11 protein-coding genes are annotated in these 21,969 nt (G+C 46.3%); 8 read left to right on the top strand and 3 right to left on the bottom strand.

Annotation, left to right across the window (positions count from 1 at the left end):
- Positions 1-236 precede the first annotated feature (236 nt).
- The 4 genes from AC1MCB_RS07750 to purE all read left to right on the top strand — a co-directional run bounded on the left by AC1MCB_RS07750 (position 237) and on the right by purE (position 17,735).
- Positions 237-10,529, top strand: a complete 10,293-nt coding sequence (locus AC1MCB_RS07750) for an MBG domain-containing protein (protein WP_479968172.1) — start codon at positions 237-239, stop codon at positions 10,527-10,529.
- A 402-nt stretch (positions 10,530-10,931) separates the two neighbouring features.
- Complete coding sequence (locus AC1MCB_RS07755; protein ID WP_479968173.1) at positions 10,932-15,899, top strand: YDG domain-containing protein; 4,968 nt, start codon at positions 10,932-10,934, stop codon at positions 15,897-15,899.
- Positions 15,900-16,058: 159 nt separating this feature from the next.
- Positions 16,059-17,198, top strand: coding sequence for a 5-(carboxyamino)imidazole ribonucleotide synthase (locus tag AC1MCB_RS07760; RefSeq protein ID WP_479968174.1), 1,140 nt, complete (start codon positions 16,059-16,061; stop codon positions 17,196-17,198).
- Between the two features lie 48 nt (positions 17,199-17,246).
- On the top strand, positions 17,247-17,735 hold the full coding sequence (purE, locus tag AC1MCB_RS07765; RefSeq protein WP_479968175.1) for a 5-(carboxyamino)imidazole ribonucleotide mutase: 489 nt from the start codon (positions 17,247-17,249) through the stop codon (positions 17,733-17,735).
- Positions 17,736-17,884: 149 nt separating this feature from the next.
- Here the strand turns inward: purE and AC1MCB_RS07770 are convergent, their stop codons facing one another.
- Entirely contained in the window at positions 17,885-18,448 is a 564-nt protein-coding gene (locus AC1MCB_RS07770; protein ID WP_479968176.1) for a YqgE/AlgH family protein, read from the bottom strand.
- A 106-nt stretch (positions 18,449-18,554) separates the two neighbouring features.
- Between AC1MCB_RS07770 and pdxH the strand changes: the two genes are divergently transcribed.
- Entirely contained in the window at positions 18,555-19,208 is a 654-nt protein-coding gene (pdxH, locus tag AC1MCB_RS07775; protein ID WP_479968177.1) for a pyridoxamine 5'-phosphate oxidase, read from the top strand.
- A 72-nt stretch (positions 19,209-19,280) separates the two neighbouring features.
- On the opposite strand, the gene AC1MCB_RS07780 is transcribed toward pdxH, so the two are convergent.
- Both AC1MCB_RS07780 and AC1MCB_RS07785 read right to left on the bottom strand, forming a co-directional pair.
- Positions 19,281-20,372, bottom strand: a complete 1,092-nt coding sequence (locus tag AC1MCB_RS07780; RefSeq protein WP_479968178.1) for a S1C family serine protease — start codon at positions 20,370-20,372, stop codon at positions 19,281-19,283.
- A 10-nt stretch (positions 20,373-20,382) separates the two neighbouring features.
- Positions 20,383-20,952, bottom strand: coding sequence for an RNA polymerase sigma factor (locus tag AC1MCB_RS07785; RefSeq protein ID WP_479968179.1), 570 nt, complete (start codon positions 20,950-20,952; stop codon positions 20,383-20,385).
- 131 nt (positions 20,953-21,083) lie between these two features.
- Here AC1MCB_RS07785 and AC1MCB_RS07790 point away from each other — a divergent pair, with 131 nt between their 5' ends.
- The 3 genes from AC1MCB_RS07790 to AC1MCB_RS07800 all read left to right on the top strand — a co-directional run bounded on the left by AC1MCB_RS07790 (position 21,084) and on the right by AC1MCB_RS07800 (position 21,910).
- Positions 21,084-21,248, top strand: coding sequence for a hypothetical protein (locus tag AC1MCB_RS07790; protein ID WP_479968180.1), 165 nt, complete (start codon positions 21,084-21,086; stop codon positions 21,246-21,248).
- A gap of 120 nt (positions 21,249-21,368) precedes the next feature.
- Positions 21,369-21,578 carry a hypothetical protein gene (locus tag AC1MCB_RS07795; protein WP_479968181.1) on the top strand — a complete coding sequence of 70 codons (210 nt, stop codon included), beginning with the start codon at positions 21,369-21,371 and terminating at the stop codon, positions 21,576-21,578.
- 122 nt (positions 21,579-21,700) lie between these two features.
- On the top strand, positions 21,701-21,910 hold the full coding sequence (locus AC1MCB_RS07800; RefSeq protein ID WP_479968182.1) for a hypothetical protein: 210 nt from the start codon (positions 21,701-21,703) through the stop codon (positions 21,908-21,910).
- Positions 21,911-21,969: the final 59 nt, after the last annotated feature.

The following is a 21,969-nucleotide window of genomic DNA, read 5'->3' on the forward strand; positions in this document are numbered from 1 at the left end:
TGTAACTCGGGTATCTACTCTCCGGTAATAGCCAATCCTTCTCATTCATTTCTTAAGTACTGATAGTACCTGTTTCAATTTATGAAATTAGATACTACCTCATTCTGCTTTTGCTCAAGCTCTTCAGGTTTCCTGTGGGGCCATTCGTTTTTAATACAGTCCTCTTCAAAATCTATAGCAGCAGAACCTCAATCTGCTGCAACCAAACCTTTTCCCTACTTCAAAAAAGCATCATTATGAAAGTAAAATTTGCTACCCTACTGATTGGGTTCATGGCTCTGTTCTTTACAGGACTGAGTGTGCAGGCACAGACTGACACAACCAACGTCTCCAATGCGTATGCCGCTGCAGGCAAAGCTTCGCCTACGGTAACATCTGATAAGGATGATTATGCGCCTGGGGAAACTGCCATCATTACGGGTACAGGTTGGACGCTGGACAGCTTGGTTGACATCCATCTTGAAGAAGATCCTGCACACGACCATCATCATGGTTATCACGGTACTGTGGTTGATGCAAATGGTAATTGGAGAATTGAGTATCCGATTGAGGAAAGGCATTTGGGAACAAAGTTTACAGTGATTGTGGAGGGTACACAAAGTGGGTACAAGGGTCTGGCTTATTTTACAGATGGAAATACAAGTTTTAGAGCAAGTGGCATCCCCGACGGCGTTTTAATAACTGTAGATTATACTTATGTGCAAGGTTCATCAACCACGAACTCATCGAAAACGTTTACTACTCCTTCAACTTCTACAACAGACGGCTTAAACAATAGGACTGTTAATTTTACATACCCGGCTACTATTTCGGTTGGAAGTTCCGTTTATAGTTATAATGGAGCTAATTTTCCTAACCCGTTTAATACAGGTGGCGGATCAACGGTAAATGTTGTTACGGGAAATTATGTATTAAGTTGTACTTCACCGACCATAACCACGCAACCAGCCCATCAACCTATAGTCTATGGTAACAATGCTGTTTTTTCGGTTGCTTCCAGTGGTTCAGCTACTCTAAATTATCAGTGGCAGGAGTTTATCACCGCCTGGAACAATATTTCTGATGGAGGCATATATTCTGGAACTACTGGATCAGTATTAACTCTAACTAAGCCAGGTGTTTTGCTGAGCGGAAGAAAGTATCGTGTTATCATATCTAATAATTGCGGAATTGAAACAAGTAATGGTAATTCAACCCTAAATGTTGCGAAAGCATCTTCTACAACACAGGTAAGTATCACCGGAGATCCTTTTACTTATACCGGTGCAGATCAAACACCAGCTACTGTCAGTGTAATCGGTGCTGGTGGATTAGCCCTCACCCCAATTGCCAATTATGCTAATAATACCAATGCAGGTACTGCTACTGCCTCCTACACATTTGCAGGTGACGACAATCATGAAGGTTCCACCGACAGTAAAAACTTCACTATTGGTAAAGCGGCTACTACCACAACGGTAACAATCAACGGCGCTTCGTTCACTTATACCGGTGCGGCTCAAACGCCGGCGACCGTTAGCGTTACCGGTGCAGGTGGACTAAACCTGACGCCAGTTGCAGAATATGCAAATAACACTGACGCAGGGTCGGCAACAGCTTCCTATACTTATGCTGAAACTGCTAACTACTTAGGCAGCGCCGACAGTAAAAACTTTACCATTGGTAAAGCGGCTACTACCACTACGGTAACAGTCGTAGGTGGCCCGTTCACCTATACCGGTGCCGCTCAAACACCGGCTACAGTAAGTGTAACCGGTGCAGGTGGGTTAAACCTGACGCCAGTTGCAGAATATGCAAATAATACTGACGCAGGTACGGCAACAGCTTCCTATACTTATGCTGAAACATCTAACTATTTAAGCAGCGCCGACAGTAAAAACTTTACCATTGGTAAAGCGGCTACTACCACAACGGTAACAGTCGTAGCTGGCCCGTTCACCTATACCGGTGCCGCTCAAACGCCAGCGACCGTCAGTGTAACCGGTGCAGGTGGATTAAACCTAACGCCAGTTGCAGGATATGCAAACAATATTGACGCAGGATCGGCAACAGCTTCCTATACTTATGCTGAAAATGCTAATTATTTAGGCAGCGCCGACAGTAAAAACTTCACCATTGGTAAAGCGGCTACTACCACAACGGTAACGATCGTTGGTGCTCCATTCACTTATACCGGTGCGGCTCAAACACCGGCTACAGTAAGTGTAACCGGTGCAGGTGGGTTAAACCTGACGCCAGTTGCAGAATATGCAAATAATACTGACGCAGGTACGGCAACAGCTTCCTATACTTATGCTGAAACATCTAACTATTTAAGCAGCGCCGACAGTAAAAACTTTACCATTGGTAAAGCGGCTACTACCACAACGGTAACAGTCGTAGGTGGCCCGTTCACCTATACCGGTGCCGCTCAAACGCCAGCGACTGTCAGTGTAACCGGTGCAGGTGGATTAAACCTAACGCCAGTTGCAGGATATGCAAACAATATTGACGCAGGATCGGCAACAGCTTCCTATACTTATGCTGAAAATGCTAATTATTTAGGCAGCGCCGACAGTAAAAACTTCACCATTGGTAAAGCGGCTACTACCACAACGGTAACGATCGTTGGTGCTCCATTCACTTATACCGGTGCGGCTCAAACACCAGCTACAGTAAGTGTAACCGGTGCAGGTGGATTAAACCTGATGCCAGTTGCAGGATATGCAAACAATACTGACGCAGGAACGGCAACAGCTTTCTATACTTATGCTGAAACTCCTAACTATTTAGCCAGCGCCGACAGTAAAAACTTCACCATTAATAAAGCAGCAACCACAACAACGGTAACGATCGTTGGTGGTCCGTTCATCTATACCGGCTTGGCACAAACACCAGCTACAGTAAGTGTAACTGGTGCAGGTGGATTAAACCTGACGCCAGTTGCAGAATATACGAACAATACTGATGCAGGATCGGCAACAGCTTCCTATACTTATGCTGAAACTGATAACTATTTAGGCAGCGCGGGCAGCGAAAACTTTACCATCGCAAAAGCGGCCCTGACTGTAACCGCCGAAGACAAGTCCAAGGACTACGGTGCAGCGCTTCCAGGCTTAACCGTGAAATACACCGGTTTAGTCAATGGCGATCAGGCGACCGCTACGCCAGGAACTGCCAACACACTGGCTACCGCCTCCAGCCCGGCAGGAACCTACGCCATCACGGCAAGTGGTGCAGCAGATCCGAACTATAACATCACCTATGCTGCAGGAACTTTAACCGTGAATGCGGTGGACGTACTGGTAACCGCTGAAGACAAGTCCAAAGACTATGGTGCGGCTCTTCCAGGCTTAACGGTGAAATACACCGGTTTAGTCAATGGCGATCAGGCGACCGCTACGCCAGGAACGGCCAGCACACTGGCTACCGCCTCCAGCCCGGCAGGACCCTACGCCATCACTGCAAGTGGTGCAGCAGATCCGAACTATAACATCACCTATGCTGCAGGAACTTTAACCGTGAATGCGGTGGACGTACTGGTTACCGCTGAAGACAAGTCCAAAGACTATGGTGCGGCTCTTCCAGGCTTAACGGTGAAATACACTGGTTTAGTCAATGGCGATCAGGCGACCGCTACGCCAGGAACGGCCAGCACACTGGCTACCGCCTCCAGCCCGGCAGGAACTTATGCCATCACCGCTAGTGGTGCAGCAGATCCGAACTATAACATCACCTATGCTGCAGGAACTTTAACCGTGAATGCGGTGGACGTACTGGTTACCGCTGAAGACAAGTCCAAAGACTATGGTGCAGCGCTTCCAGGCTTAACCGTAAAATATACCGGTTTAGTCAATGGTGATCAGGCAACCGCCACGCCAGGAACGGCCAGTACACTGGCTACCGCCTCCAGCCCGGCAGGAACTTATGCCATCACCGCTAGTGGTGCAGCAGATCCGAACTATAACATCACCTATGCTGCAGGAACTTTAACCGTGAATGCGGTGGACGTATTGGTTACCGCCGAAGACAAGTCCAAGGACTATGGTGCGGCTCTTCCAGGCTTAACGGTGAAATACACTGGTTTAGTCAATGGCGATCAGGCGACCGCTACGCCAGGAACGGCCAGCACACTGGCTACCGCCTCCAGCCCGGCAGGAACTTATGCCATCACGGCAAGTGGGGCAGCGGATCCGAACTATAACATCACCTATGCTGCAGGAACTTTAACCGTGAATGCGGTGGACGTACTGGTTACCGCTGAAGACAAGTCCAAGGACTATGGTGCGGCTCTTCCAGGCTTAACGGTGAAATACACCGGTTTAGTCAATGGCGATCAGGCGACCGCTACGCCAGGAACGGCCAGCACACTGGCTACCGCCTCCAGCCCAGCAGGAACCTACGCCATCACGGCAAGTGGTGCAGCGGATCCGAACTATAACATCACCTATGCTGCAGGAACTTTAACCGTGAATGCGGTGGACGTACTGGTTACCGCCGAAGACAAGTCCAAGGACTACGGTGCAGCGCTTCCAGGCTTAACGGTGAAATACACCGGTTTAGTCAATGGCGATCAGGCAACCGCCACGCCAGGAACGGCCAGCACACTAGCTACCGCCTCCAGCCCGGCAGGAACTTATGCCATCACGGCAAGTGGTGCAGCGGATCCGAACTATAACATCACCTATGCTGCAGGAACTTTAACCGTGAATGCGGTGGACGTACTGGTTACCGCCGAAGACAAGTCCAAGGACTACGGTGCAGCGCTTCCAGGCTTAACGGTGAAATACACCGGTTTAGTCAATGGCGATCAGGCGACCGCTACGCCAGGAACGGCCAGCACACTGGCTACCGCCTCCAGCCCAGCAGGAACCTACGCCATCACGGCAAGTGGTGCAGCAGATCCGAACTATAACATCACCTATGCTGCAGGAACTTTAACCGTGAATGCGGTGGACGTACTGGTTACCGCTGAAGACAAGTCCAAAGACTATGGTGCAGCGCTTCCAGGCTTAATCGTAAAATATACCGGTTTAGTCAATGGTGATCAGGCAACCGCCACGCCAGGAACGGCCAGTACACTGGCTACCGCCTCCAGCCCGGCAGGAACTTATGCCATCACCGCTAGTGGTGCAGCAGATCCGAACTATAACATCACCTATGCTGCAGGAACTTTAACCGTGAATGCGGTGGACGTACTGGTAACCGCTGAAGACAAGTCCAAGGACTATGGTGCGGCTCTTCCAGGCTTAACGGTGAAATACACTGGTTTAGTCAATGGTGATCAGGCAACCGCCACGCCAGGAACTGCCAACACACTGGCTACCGCCTCCAGCCCGGCAGGAACCTACGCCATCACTGCAAGTGGTGCAGCAGATCCGAACTATAACATCACCTATGCTTCAGGAACTTTAACCGTGAATGCGGTGGACGTACTGGTCACCGCGGAAGACAAGTCCAAAGACTATGGTGCGGCTCTTCCAGGCTTAACGGTGAAATATACCGGTTTAGTCAATGGCGATCAGGCGACCGCTACGCCAGGAACGGCCAGCACACTGGCTACCGCCTCCAGCCCGGCAGGAACTTATGCCATCACCGCAAGTGGTGCAGCAGATCCGAACTATAACATCACCTATGCTGCAGGAACTTTAACCGTGAATGCGGTGCCATTGGTGATCACGGCCGATAACCAGAGCAAGCCTTACGGCGCTGCCCTGCCAACCTTAACCGTCAGCTATGCCGGTCTGGTCAACGGCGATACCGCTCCGGCAACCTTGGCCACCATCAGCACCACCGCTACGGCAACCAGCGCATTCGGAACGTATCCGATCACTGCTACCGATGCGGCCGATGCCAACTATACCATTACTTATGCACCGGGTACTTTATCGGTAACCGCTGTGCCATTGGTGATTACCGCTGATAACCAGAGCAAGCCTTACGGCGCTGCCCTGCCAACCTTAACCGTCAGCTATGCCGGTCTGGTCAACGGCGATCAGGCAACCGCTACGCCAGGAACTGCCAACACACTGGCTACCGCCTCCAGCCCGGCAGGAACCTACGCCATCACTGCAAGTGGTGCAGCAGATCCGAACTATAACATCACCTATGCTGCAGGAACTTTAACCGTGAATGCGGTGGACGTACTAGTTACCGCTGAAGACAAGTCCAAGGACTACGGTGCAGCGCTTCCAGGCTTAACCGTAAAATATACCGGTTTAGTCAATGGTGATCAGGCAACCGCCACGCCAGGAACTGCCAGTACACTGGCTACCGCCTCCAGCCCAGCAGGAACTTATGCCATCACCGCTAGTGGTGCAGCAGATCCGAACTATAACATCACCTATGCTGCAGGAACTTTAACCGTGAATGCGGTGCCATTGGTGATCACGGCCGATAACCAGAGCAAGCCTTACGGCGCTGCCCTGCCAACCTTAACCGTCAGCTATGCCGGTCTGGTCAACGGCGATACCGCTCCGGCAACCCTGGCCACCATCAGCACCACCGCTACGGCAACCAGCGCATTCGGAACGTATCCGATCACTGCTACCGATGCGGCCGATGCCAACTATACCATTACTTATGCACCGGGTACTTTATCGGTAACCGCTGTGCCATTGGTGATTACCGCTGATAACCAGAGCAAGCCTTACGGCGCTGCCCTGCCAACCTTAACCGTCAGCTATGCCGGTCTGGTCAACGGCGATACCGCTCCGGCAACCCTGGCCACCATCACCACCACTGCTACGGCAACCAGCGCATTCGGGACTTATCCGATCACTGCTACCGATGCGGCCGATGCCAACTATACCATTACTTATGCACCGGGTACTTTATCGGTAACCGCTGTGCCATTGGTGATTACCGCCGATAACCAGAGCAAGTCTTACGGCGCTGCCCTGCCAACCTTAACCGTCAGCTATGCCGGTCTGGTCAACGGCGATACGGCTCCGGCAACCCTGGCCACCGTCAGCACCACCGCTACGGCAACCAGCGCCTTCGGAACGTATCCGATAACTGCTACCGATGCGGCCGATGCCAACTATACCATTACTTATGCACCGGGTACTTTATCGGTAACCGCTGTGCCACTGGTGATCACGGCCGATAACCAGAGCAAGCCTTACGGTGCCGCCCTGCCAACCTTAACCGTCAGCTATGCCGGTCTGGTCAACGGCGATACCGCTCCGTCAACCCTGGCCACCATCACCACCACTGCTACGGCAACCAGCGCATTCGGAACGTATCCGATCACTGCTACCGATGCGGCCGATGCCAACTATACCATTACTTATGCACCGGGTACTTTATCGGTAACCGCTGTGCCACTGGTGATCACGGCCGATAACCAGAGCAAGCCTTACGGCGCTGCCCTGCCAACCTTAACCGTCAGCTATGCCGGTCTGGTCAACGGCGATACCGCTCCGTCAACCCTGGCCACCATAACCACCACCGCTACGGCAACCAGCGCCTTCGGAACGTATCCGATCACTGCTACCGATGCGGCCGATGCCAACTATACCATTACTTATGCACCGGGTACTTTATCGGTAACCGCTGTGCCATTGGTGATTACCGCCGATAACCAGAGCAAGCCTTACGGCGCTGCCCTGCCAACCTTAACCGTCAGCTATGCCGGTCTGGTCAACGGCGATACCGCTCCGGCAACCCTGGCCACCATCAGCACCACTGCTACGGCAACCAGCGCCTTCGGGACTTATCCGATCACTGCTACCGATGCGGCCGATGCCAACTATACCATTACTTATGCACCGGGTACTTTATCGGTAACCGCTGTGCCACTGGTGATTACCGCTGATAACCAGAGCAAGCCTTACGGCGCTGCCCTGCCAACCTTAACCGTCAGCTATGCCGGTCTGGTCAACGGCGATACCGCTCCGGCAACCCTGGCCACCATCACCACCACTGCTACGGCAACCAGCGCCTTCGGGACTTATCCGATCACTGCTACCGATGCGGCCGATGCCAACTATACCATTACTTATGCACCGGGTATTTTATCGGTAACCACTGTGCCACTGGTCATCACGGCCGATAACCAGAACAAGCCTTACGGCGCTGCCCTGCCAACCTTAACCGTCAGCTATGCCGGTCTGGTCAACGGCGATACCGCTCCGTCAACCCTGGCCACCATCACCACCACCGCTACGGCAACCAGCGCCTTCGGAACGTATCCGATCACTGCTACCGATGCGGCCGATGCCAACTATACCATTACTTATGCACCGGGTACTTTATCGGTAACCGCTGTGCCATTGGTGATTACCGCCGATAACCAGAGCAAGTCTTACGGCGCTGCCCTGCCAACCTTAACCGTCAGCTATGCCGGTCTGGTCAATGGCGATCAGGCAACCGCTACGCCAGGAACTGCCAACACACTGGCTACCGCCTCCAGCCCGGCAGGAACCTACGCCATCACTGCAAGTGGTGCAGCAGATCCGAACTATAACATCACCTATGCTGCAGGAACTTTAACCGTGAATGCGGTGGACGTACTAGTTACCGCCGAAGACAAGTCCAAGGACTACGGTGCAGCGCTTCCAGGCTTAACCGTAAAATATACCGGTTTAGTCAATGGCGATCAGGCAACCGCCACGCCAGGAACTGCCAGTACACTAGCTACCGCCTCCAGCCCGGCAGGAACTTATGCCATCACCGCAAGTGGTGCCGCCGATCCGAACTATAACATCACCTATGCTGCAGGAACTTTAACCGTGAATGCGGTGGACGTACTGGTCACCGCTGAAGACAAGTCCAAAGACTATGGTGCGGCTCTTCCAGGCTTAACGGTGAAATACACCGGTTTAGTCAATGGCGATCAGGCGACCGCCACGCCAGGAACGGCCAGCACACTGGCTACCGCCTCCAGCCCGGCAGGAACCTACGCCATCACCGCAAGTGGTGCCGCAGATCCGAACTATAACATCACCTATGCTGCAGGAACTTTAACCATAAGCAAAGTAGCCCTAACAGTAGTGAATACAAACCGCTCGAAAGTATATGGCACCATATTGACTAATGCCGACTTTACCGGAAGCATCACTGGCGTTGTAAACGGAGATAACATTACTATAACTCGTGGCAGTTTAGGTGCCCCAGCTAGCGCAACAGTTGATGGTTCTCCCTATCCAATTATAGGAACGTTGGTAGATCCTAATGGCAAACTTTCTAATTATAATATTACCAATCCTAATGGTGCTCTTACTCTAACCAAGGGAACCTTATTGGTAAAAGCTGATGACAAATCTAAATTCTGTGGCCAGGCCAATCCGACGTTCACTGTCACAATCACCGGTTTTGCAAACGGAGAAACTGATGCGGTTATTGATTCGCGTCCTACGGCTGCTACCCTGGCAAATGAAAGCAGCACGGCAGGTAGTAACCCCATAACTGCCTCGGGCGGATTAGATAATAATTATAGTTTTATTTATTCTTCGGGAACTCTTACAATTCACTCAGTAGCAATTGACGCATCGGCAAGCAGCAATCCAGTTGCGGTAGGCAGCACTGCTACCCTTTCAGCTACCGTTTTTCCTGCTGCTGGCGGGATACCAGTAGTATTTACACTTGACAACGGAAATGGTGGAATAACTAGTTACAGTGCTGTTACAAATAGCTCAGGTGTGGCAACGACAACCGTGAGTAGCCTTGCAGTCGAAGTTTACCTGGTGACGGCAAAAGCAGGAAATAACTGCGCAACAGCTATAGCATACTTGCCTGTATACGATCCAAACGGCAGCTTTATCACCGGTGGCGGCTGGATCATTTCACCAGCTGGCGCTCTAGTAGGTAAACCAACGACTGGTAAAGCCAACTTTGGATTTAACGCTAAATACAAAAAAGGCAATAACCAGGTTGATGGGAACACCGAATTCCAGTTTCAGGAAGGCGATTTCAATTTCAAAAGCAACGTCCTGAATGCCGGTACTCTGGTCATCTCAGGTGCTAAGGCAACTTTCAGAGGTGTTGGAACTGTAAACGGAGCAGGAAATTACGGCTTTCTGATATCCGCAACTGATGGAGCCATAAATGGTGGCGGCGGATTGGATAAATTCCGGATAAAGATTTGGAATATCGCTACCGGCAATACCACCGTTTATGATAATCAAATTGATCAACCAGAAAATGCCGATGCAACCACTTTACTTGGTGGCGGCTCAATCGTCATCCACGAAGTGAAGGGCGGCAAGGTCTCATCTACCACTCCTTTAGCCGAAGTAACCCGTGGCCTGGATATGAAGATTGTTGAACCAGTATTGGAGCAGAGAATCAAGCTTGGCGCTTACCCGAATCCATTCGGCAAACAATCTACGATAGCTTTTACTCTGCCTACTGATGAGCAGATGGTTACCTTGGATGTGTATGATCTTAAAGGTTCTAAAATTAAACGGATGTATGAAGGAAAAGCCGGAGCAAACCAAACACTGGAGTTTGAGTTTAATGGAGCTACCCTATCTCCAGGAATGTATCTGCTAAGATTAACAACTCCTAAAAAAGTAGAGAACTTCAAAATGATCATGACTGAATAAGTAAAATTTTAATTAAACGAAAAAACCCCGGCTAGCCGGGGTTTTTTCGTTTAATGGCTTATTGATATAGTAAAACAACCATTAAAGTGTTTCTCTGTACTCAAATCTTACTACTGCAACGTTATTATCCATAATATAACTATGAATAACGAAAAAATATTTCGCAGAATAGATTTATTTAGTAAAACTTACTTATATTAGAATAAATATCTTCTACTCTTATGATAATTTAATATCGTGAGAAATCTAGCCAGTTACCCTGGTTCTCTATAAGAATACGACCACCGCCTTCATCTGACTTAAATTGAAATGAATTTCTCTGGAATTTATTCCAGTGGCCTTTGCTTTCAAGACCACCTCTAACCTGTTTAAAATTTTCAAGTTTAACCTTAAAAATAGATCATGAATGTAACTTCAACTACTCTACTATTTGCTGTGTTCATGGCTTGGTTCTTAACAGGATTGAGCGTCCAGGCACAAACTGCTACAGTAATAACCGACAAAGCAGATTATCATCCGGGTGATACTGTTGAAATAAGTGGTACAGGATGGCAACCGGGAGAAACGATAACAATAGCTTTGGAGGAGATTCCTAAGCCGGCGCTCTGCAATGAGCATACCATGTCATTGATAGCTGATGCGGCTGGTAATATTTACAGTAAACAATTTTTGATAAGAGTTAGCCATTTAGGCGTTTTTTTCAATCTTAATGCCACTGGAATAACTTCAGGATTAACTGCTCACACATATTTTACTGATGCCACAGTCACGTCGATTTCATCAGGAGAGTGGCATAAAGGAAGTACATGGGCACAAACTATAAAGACTGGTACGATAACTTCCTCCAATTCCTCAACACTGGTTAACGGCAAAGGCACATTATTTACTGCCGAACTAGCAATCGGGAGTGTCTTACGCAAACAAGGGATAATTATAGGAACCGTAGCGGCGATTACAGCTGATACAAGTTTAATGCTAAATACAAATGCCGGTTACGCAGTGTTAAATGAGATATATTCAGCCCAGGTTGTTCCTAAGTCTGGTGATGCCGTTGTTATTGGAATGAATAACGTCGTAACTATTAAAGAGTCTGCCGATTGCTTTTCAGTGCTGTTAGCCAGTCCCACAACTGGCACTTTTCAAGTTACCAAGCTCATAATAAATTCAGGCAAAACGTTTACTGTTGGGTCGGGAAGCGGACTGGTAACCATCGGCAATAATGCGCCACCAGGAAGTGGTTCTTTTCATAATGTTTCACTCAATGTTGATGGAACATTGCTGTCGGGTGAGATTAACCAACGCCCTTCCGCAAGATCCTCCGGTTCTGGAAAAACGGATACGTATTTAAGTATCAGTTCAACCGGCACTGTCACTGTTAATGGAAATGCTACGGGCAACAATGCTATAGGAGCTCAAGTCGCAACTGCGAATGTCCGTTTTACAGGTGAGGGAAAGTTAAATTTAACTGGATTGTTTCAAACCGCTGGATTCGAATGCTCAACCGGAACTGTGAATTATAATAACTACGGTTCCCAATCTATTAGAGCAGCGACATATCATAATTTAAGTATTAATGGAAGTGGCATTAAAAAATTTGCTGGGATCACAACAATAAACGGTTCTCTATCAATAAGCTCTAATACAGTTGTTAATTTAGACCGCTATGCTCATACGACAAACACTCTTATGCTTGGCGGGTCAGGCACTTTTTCAGGTACCTGGGGAAGTACCAGCTCAAATCCATTAGCAACTCATACAAATGACATATACTTTGCCGCCTCAACTGGCAGGGTAACAGTTGCAACCGGCGGTGCCTGCGTGCCACCATTGGCTCCAACACCAGGAACGAATACATTTACTTACGATGGGGAATTAAAGATAGCAACGGCAAGTGTATCGCCAGGCGAAATAATTGATTGGTATGGTGCTGCCACTGGTACAGTTAAAACCACCGTACCAACTGGAACGAATGCTGGCACTACTTCGGCTTATGCTGAAACTAGAAATATAAACTCTGGTTGCGTAAGTATGACAAGAAGACTTGTTACTTTAACTATAAACAAATTCCCTCTCTTGGTGAGCGCAACAGGCATCAACAAAGTGTACGATGGTAAAATAACCGCCGGGACAACCTTAAGTGATAACCGTGTATCGGGAGACGTTTTCAATACAAAGTATACCGACGCCAGCTTTAACGATAAAAATGTTGGAACAGCAAAACCGATTAATGTCACCGGAATTAGCATCACTGGAGACGATGCAGACAACTATACCTTCAATACGTATGCATACAGCGAGGCTGATCTTACCTTCAAAGTTTTAACTATAAGCGCAATAGGGATCGACAAAATATATGATGGCAACGTCTCTGCCACTGTGACTTTAAGTGATGACCGAATATCAGGGGATGATTTCAGTAAGAGCTATACGACCGCCAGGTTTGACGATAAAAATGTTGGAACCGGAAAGCCAATTAACGTTGATGGAATTAGCATCATCGGAACGGATGCCGTCAATTATAAATTTAATACGTCTGCATCCTGCGAGGCGGGTGTTACCCCCAAAGTTTTAACTATAACCGCAAAAGGGGTCAACAAAATATATAATGGCAACGTCACCGCCACTGTGACTTTAAGTGATGACCGAATATCAGGGGATGTGTTCAGCACAGGCTATACAGCCGCCAGCTTTGAGAATAAAAACGTTGGAACAGGAAAGCCGGTTAATGTTAACGGAATTAACATCACCGGAGCTGATGCAGCTAATTATGCGTTGAGCCCTTTATTAACCATAGCGGCCAACATTATCCCCTTGCCCCTTATTGGAAATTTCACTGCTAGCAATAAACTATATGACGGTAATAATACAGCTACAGCAATTAGTAGAACGCTTGACGCGGTAATACAACATGATGAAGTTAGTATGATAGGCGGAACTGCAGCTTTCGTTGACAAAGGCGCCGCTATTAATAAAACGGTCATCTTGACCGGGGCAGGGCTCACAGGGATTGATTCCGGCAATTATAGCTTGCAGACTATAGAAACCGCATTAGCCGATATTTCCGCCTTGCCGGTAAGTGGCCGCTTCTCTGCGTTTAATAAAATTTATGATGGTAATATTTCGGCTTCAGTTGCCAACCGTTCATTGGAGGGTACGATAGCATCCGATCACATTATCCTTGCAGGTGGGACGGCAACTTTCGAAAATAAAAATGTTAGAATAGCTAAAGTGGTCAACCTTAATGGCGCAACCCTTACCGGTACAGATGCTGCAAACTACATCTTAACCGGTGTAGCCATTACCAACAACAACATCTCTCCCCTTGCTATCTTAGGTACTTTCACCGCAGATGACAAAATTTATGATGGCAACACGTTGGCTACGGTATCCAGTCGTTCATTACAGGGTAAAATCGAATCCGACCATGTTGACTTGAATGGCGGAGCTGCAACCTTTAATAATAAGAACACTGGAACCGCTAAGGTGGTTACTCTCCATGAAGGAATTCTCACCGGTACAGATGCGGCAAACTACACCTTAATCGGTGTAGCCGCCGCTACCGCCAACATTACCCAAAAGGTTCTCTTCATCGCAATCTCGGCGGAGCATAAAGAATATGATGGTAACACCACGGTTACTACCTCTGCGGCGATTGCAAGCGGACTTGTCGAAGGCGACGAGGTGATGGTTACTTCAGAGAGCGGAACATTTGGGAACGAGAATACAGGAACCAGCAAAACTGTGACGGCGACTGTGAGTAAGTCCGGAGCAGATGCTGAAAACTATGCAGTTAATACCACTGCTACGACCATGGCCAACATCACCGCCAGATCAATTACTATTACTGCAGATGGAAAATCGAAGACATACGGTAATGTCGATCCTCTTCCCCTTACTTATCAAATTTCAAGTGGCAGTTTAGTAAGCGGAGAAAGCTTTACCGGGTCATTAAAACGTGTCGCCGGAGAAAACGTTGGATGGTATGCTATTCAGCAGGGATCGGTAGCCCTAACAAATAACTATGTTTTGAGTTACGTGACTGATAACCTTATCATCACTCCAAGGCTTATCACCATTGCCGCTGCTCCAAAAACAAAGTACTGCAGCCAGGTTGATCCTGAGTTAACATACTCCATTGTATCCGGCAACCTTGTGAATGGTGATACTTTCTCAGGCAGTTTAATTAGAAATTCAGGTGAGAGTGCTGGGCAGGCCTATGCAATTAACCAGGGAAGTATTGCTCTGAGTGCTAATTATACGCTAGGTTATAGCGGTGCTGTGTTCACTATTAATGATGTAACTGTTGATGCAAACGGAAGTAGTACTCCCCGGGCTATTTTAACGCCGATCACATTAACAGCTTCCGTAAGCCCGCAAGTAGCCGGAGTTACCGTTAGTTTTTATGTTGACAATGTAACTAAAGGAACATCCACTACCAATACCTTCGGCTTAGCAACTATTACCATTCCCGCATTACCATCAAATGTATATGAGGTAAAAGCGATTGTCGGTGTAGGCTGTTCAGAGTCTGTGGTTTTTCTGCCAGTCTACGATCCCAACGGTGGTTTTGTAACAGGTGGCGGTTGGATTTCCTCTCCTGCAGGCGCTTATAAGGCCGAGCCAATGGCTACAGGGAAAGCCAACTTCGGGTTCGTAGCTAAATACAAAAAGGGTTCAACCATTCCTGAAGGAAACACTGAATTCCAGTTCCATGCAGGCAACCTAAATTTTAACAGCTCGGCTTATGATGATATGCGTCTGGTAATTGCCGGAGCCAAAGCAAATTATAAGGGAACCGGCAAAATTAACGGAAGCGGCTTTTATGGATTTATGGTATCAGCCATTGACGGCCAGCTTAATGGTGGAGGTAACATTGATAAGTTCCGCATCAAGATTTGGGATAAGAATAATCTAGACAGAGTTGTTTATGACAATAACCTGGATCCATTGTTTATTGATGAAAATGCTGTACCCGCTTCTGCGTTAGGTGGCGGTTCCATCGTCATCCACGAAGTAAAAGGCGGAAAACAATCCTCTACCAATGCTCCTTTAGCTGAAACATCCAGAGGTCTGGACATGAAGCTGGTTGAAAGGGTATTTGAGCAGAAGATCAAGTTTGGTGCTTATCCGAATCCGTTCGGCAAACAAGCTACAATCGCTTTTACCCTGCCTAACGATGAGCAGATGGTAACAATTGATGTGTATGACCTGAAAGGCTCTAAAGTTAAACGGATGTATGAAGGAAAAGCTGGAGCGAACCAAACTCTTGAATTCGAATTTAACGGGTCCAGCTTGTCCCCCGGAATGTATTTATTGAGGTTAACGACACCTAAAAAAGTAGAGAACTTTAAAATGATCATGACTGAATAAAAAGGATCTGACTTACTGACAAAAGTCCGCTAGCCGGGCTTTTGTCAGTTAAATACGGTAGAATGCCTTGTCTCCTATTTAAAATCTGATGCCTAATATCTCATATCTCAATATCTCAAATCTCTAATCTCACAGATTTGGCTTAAACTTGCATTAATTATGAGAGCCTTTTACGGAGATTTAAAATTAGGAATTCTGGGTGGCGGTCAGCTTGGCCGCATGCTGATTCAGGAAGCGATCAATTACAATGTGACCACGAAAGTGCTGGATCCTGACAAAGACGCTCCGTGCAGGAATCTTTGCGACGAGTTTATTACTGGTTCTTTAACGGACTATGAAACTGTTTATGCCTTCGGTAAGGGGCTTGACCTGATCACCATTGAGATCGAAAAAGTAAATGTCGACGCCCTCGAGAAGTTGGAAGCAGAAGGTGTGGTAGTATACCCGCAGTCGCGGGTGATCCGTTTGATTCAGGACAAAGGATTGCAGAAGCAATTTTTCAAGGAGAACGATATACCAACCTCCCCTTTCAGACTTATTTCAAAGAAAGATGACCTGAACGACTCAGGTTTTGCTTTTCCATATTTTCAGAAGTTACGTAAAGACGGCTATGATGGTCGCGGGGTATATAGGGTTGAGTCGCCTGCTGATTTCGGCAAAGCATTCGAAGAGCCGAGTATCATCGAAGAATGGGTAGACTTTGACCGTGAGCTTGCCGTTATTGTCGCCCGCAATGAGAACGGCGATGTAAAAACTTTTCCCTGCGTTGAAATGGAATTTAATCCACAGGTAAACCTGGTTGAATTCCTGATCTCACCCTCTAATTTACGTCAGGACATCTTGCTCAGGGCCGATGAGCTGGCTATTAAAATTGCCGACGATTTGAAGATTGTGGGGATACTGGCAGTAGAAATGTTTTTAACCAAAAATGGTGAAATTCTAATCAATGAGCTTGCACCAAGACCGCATAACAGCGGCCACCAAACCATTGAAGGGAATTACACCTCGCAATACGAGCAGCATCTGAGGGCGATCTTCAATTTGCCTTTAGGAGATACCCGAAGTATCAGCAATGCGGTAATGATAAATCTTCTGGGTGAACCTGGCTATGAGGGCCTTGCTGATTATGAGGGCATACATGAAGTGATGAAGATGGCTGGCGTGTATATTCATTTGTACGGAAAGAAAATAACGAAGCCTTTCCGGAAGATGGGCCATGTGACTATTATCGATGACGATCGTGAAAAAGCGGTCGAAAAAGCCAAATTTGTACAGGATACCATCAAAGTGAAGATCTGAATGAAATAGGAAGATCAATCAATTATATCAATATTTAATAATAACCGGATGAGTAGAAAAGTAGGAATTATTATGGGCAGCAAGTCTGACCTGAACATTATGCAGGAAGCAGCTGATATCTTAAAGGAACTTGGAGTAGATTTTGAGATGACTGTGGTATCAGCACACCGCACTCCCGAAAGAATGTTTGATTACGCAAAAAATGCAGCATCCCGTGGATTAAAAGTGATCATCGCGGGCGCCGGTGGTGCCGCTCATTTACCGGGAATGGTAGCCTCGATCACTCACCTACCCGTTATTGGTGTCCCTGTTAAGTCGTCTAATTCTATTGATGGATGGGATTCTATCTTATCTATCCTGCAAATGCCAAACGGTATTCCGGTGGCGACGGTAGCTTTAAATGCGGCAAAAAATGCAGGACTGCTGGCTGCCCAAATACTCTCTACAGCCGATGAGAAACTGGTAGGTCGTCTGATCAGTTACAAGGAAGATCTCAAAAAGAAAGTAGAAGAAACCGCGCGCGAGATGGAGGGATGAGATTGGTGGGAGGCAGGAAGAAGAAGTGTAGTTTAAAAGCTGCAATAGCGGTAGAAAGCGGCAGTAGCAGTTATAGCTCAACGCAGCAGTAAACCAATACCTCATACCGGATACCTCTTACCTGATACCTCATACCTCATACCTGATTCCTAATTCCACATTGGGTTTTCAGGGAAGTTTACGATATGTGCATATTTAGGACCCAGGCTGATGACCACTTCTTTCCATAGATTTTCGCCGTCTTCAGCGAACAGGGAATCTGCGGAATACTCGTTGCTGATGATCCACGAGTTTTGCTCCATTTCTGTCTCCAGTTGTTCCTCTCCCCAGCCGGAGTAGCCAATAAAGAATCGAACCTCGTCTGCTTTGATCTCACCATTATTGATCATTTCTTTCAGCTTTTCGAAATCCGCACCCCAGTAAACACCGTCTTTGATCTCTATGCCGCTCAACAACTTGTCGTAGCAGCGATGAATAAAATGCAGCGAGTCGTTTCCCACAGGACCGCCTATAAAAATTGGGAAGGTACAATCCCAGCATTCTGGAACAACGTCACTGAATAAAAGATTGGTTCGCTGATTTAGCACAAAGCCCACGCTGCCGGCAGATGAATGTTCAGACAGCAAAACAACAGATCTTTTAAAATTAGGATCCAGCATAAAGGGCTCAGAAACTAACAGGCAACCACTTTCAAGGTTCTTGGCACTCATCATAGCTATTAAACAACAGATTTAACTTTTCTGTTTCCTTAATTATATTACATATTTATTTAACAACAATCCGTTCCTGCTTTAGTAGATTTGCATCAGAAAAATTACCATGACCATAGAAAAAGATATATTAGAGAATCTGCGCCAGGATTACCGGTCGGAAAAGCTTACAGAAAAAGATGTTGCTGACAATCCGATCAGTCAATTCAGCAGGTGGTTTAAAGAAGCCCTGGCAGCTAATTTACATGAGCCTAACGCTATGACACTAGCGACCGCCGGAATAGATAGAAAACCAACTGCACGCATAGTTCTGCTTAAAGGTTTCGATGAAAAAGGTTTTGTATTTTACACTAATTATTTAAGTGCGAAGGGAAAAGAAATGGCTAAGAACCCAGCTGTAGCCCTTGTCTTTTACTGGGGTGAATTGGAACGCCAGGTACGTATTGAGGGAACTATTGAGAAATTAAGCAAGGAAGAATCAGAGCGTTATTTTCAAAGCCGGCCGAAGGAAAGTCAGATTGGCGCTGTTGTTTCGCAGCAAAGCCAGGTATTGGCTAACCGTACAGAGTTAGAAAAGAAATGGGATGAAATGGAAAAGGTTTACGCAGATACGAAGGTTCCAAAGCCGGCCTACTGGGGCGGATATGTTGTAAAGCCTACGTTGATTGAATTTTGGCAAGGTCGCACCAGCAGGTTACACGATCGGATAGTTTACAAAAAAGCAGATAAGAAAACCTGGAAAATAGTAAGGTTAGCTCCCTAAATTGAAATTTAGTCATAAAAAAAAAAGCTGTCCAATTTATTTGAACAGCTTTTTTTGTTTATGTTGTTCTGATCAATAGACCTTAACCATAAATATATAATTCTTGAGCTTTTTTATCTGATCGGTACGGCTCAAACCTGCTAACGTATTCTTCTTATTTAGAAGTAGTTTAGTAGTAAGTGAATCCTGGGGAATAGCATCTATTGACTGTAATAGATAACGTGATTTGATGGCAAATGCGGCCCCGTCCGTTTCCATTTGCTTCGCATTGATAATACCTACCACATTTCCTTTACTGTCAAGCAGCGGGCCTCCACTATTACCAGGGTTTACAGATATATCAACCTGGTACGCCACCGTGTCGCCGTTATAACCAGTCAGCGAACTTAAATAGCCACGATTCACCACATGGTCCTCGCGTGGGAAACCAATTGTATAAACATCCTCTCCAAGATCAGAGCCGGACTTCTTAAATGTGTATGGAAGTGAAGACAAAGGCTTAAACCCTGTGTCGACAATCTGGAGAACAGCAATATCGTAAGCAGGATCTACGTAGATCTGTTTTACTTTAAAAGATGTGCCTTCAGAATTTTGCACATATACCGAATCAGCATCTTTAACTACATGATAATTGGTAACCACATAACCATCTGCAGAAAGCGCAAAGCCCGTTCCGCCAAACTGGCCGGGGCTTGCAGGGCCTTTTGCGGGTAAATCATTTATCCCTTTGATCAATGCGTTATGAGACCGCTTGATACTGTTAATATCGCGTCTCAGGGCACTGTAGTTATTCGTAACAGTTTTATCAAAATAGCCCGTTGAAAACAGGGTGGCAAAGACGGTGAAGATAGCCACAGCGGCGGCGATTGCCGTGTTGAAACGGTATTTACTAATCAAAGTCCGGATCTTAAAGGAGGCAGGAGTAAGATCCTCCTTTAGCGCCTCGATATCCAGCAACGCATGGGCCGCATCCATATCGGCATTTAATTGTTTACGTTCGGCATATTCCGTAATGTGGCTAAGAAAGTTTTTGTGTTCCACTACTTTATGATCAATGGCAGCATCCTCATTCCTCAGTTTCTCAAAAGCGGTTTGCTCCTCCACTGATAATTCACCTCTTAAATAAGCTTCAATCTTGTTGATCAATTCTAATTCACTGTTCATCTTCTCGTTATTATACCTGGAAAAATAATTTTTTCAGGCGCTGCAGGCATTTATACTTTTGCGTTTTGGCATTATCAGCATTGGTGTATCCAAACTTCTCGCTGATATCCTGCATAGACCTGTTCTGCATATAGTAATCTTCAATAATCGTTTTACAGGGTTCACCTAGCAGTTTCAATGCTTTATCCATCTGTCGGAACTGGGCATCTTTCTCTTCATGATAGGCCAGATCCAGATCCACGGCTTCTACATTTTCTAAATCGATCAAGTCTCCGGAAACGTTCCTGCTTTTTTGATTCAGCCGCTTCAACCATAAACGACGGCAAACAGAATAAATAAATGTTTTCAGCTTGCTGTTTAACTCGAAACCTCCGCTTTTTACCTTATTATAAAGTACGATAACCGATTCCTGGAAGATGTCCTTGGCATCGTCTTCATTTCCATTGTTGTTCAGCACTAGCTGTAAAACCATCGGAAAATAAGATTTATATATCTGGTTGAGCGTATGCTTTGAGTCATTCAGAATTCCTACAATCACCTCACTATCCGCTGGAACTGAACTTTTTATCTCTTTGCTCACTCTTAATACTTAATATTTGAAATTGTAACCCAATGATAGGGAAATATAATTTTGTTTGTCCCGGGAGCGCTCTGGGTTACCTATCAGCTTTCGGGGTATTAATAATAACTTCAAACTTAAAAAAAACCACTATGAAAAATGTATTCAAATATGGCTTTTTAGCCATCACGCTAACTTTGTCGGTCGCAGCTTGTAATACTAATAAAGCGGATGGTGACAAAAATGATACAACAATGTCTGACACTACGATGATGGACACCACTATGACAGATACTGCAGATACATCAACGTTGTAATTTGTTCCTAAATATAAAACCGTCTGAAAGATTCAGGCGGTTTTTTTTTTATTTATGGGGTTACCTTTTGAAAGTTTAAGTATTAACAGTAATTATTTAAAACAAACACAAAACATTAGAATGAAAAACTTATTCAAATTCGGTTTCTTAGCCCTAGCTATTTCTTTATCAGTTGCAGCTTGTAACACTAACCAAAGCGAAGACGCAGCTTCAGATTCAATTGATTCTACTGCTGAAGTAACTACTGACGCAATTGATTCAGCTGCTGATGCAACTATCGACACTGTTGATTCTGCTGCTGATGCTAAAGTTGATTCAGTTCAAAACTAATTGATTAATCTTTAATAGGACCATCACCCTTTCGGGTGATGGTTTTTTTATCTCTTCTTTACTCGACGGGTTACCTTTTTAAGTTAACCGTATTAACATTCAAATAATTCAACTTAAACAACATGAAAAATCTATTCAAATTCGGTTTCCTGGCTTTAGCTATCTCTTTATCAGTTGCAGCTTGTAACACTAATCAAAGTGAAAACAATGCTTCTGATTCAATTGATTCTACTGCTGAAGCAACTACTGACGCAATCGATTCAACTGCTGATGCAACTATCGATACTGTTGATTCTGCTGCTGATGCTAAAGTTGATTCAGTTCAACACTAATCACTAAATAAAGCATAAAAGCCGTCGTAAGAAATTACGACGGCTTTTTTATTGTCAAT

Source organism: Daejeonella sp. AP26 (assembly GCF_056680515.1).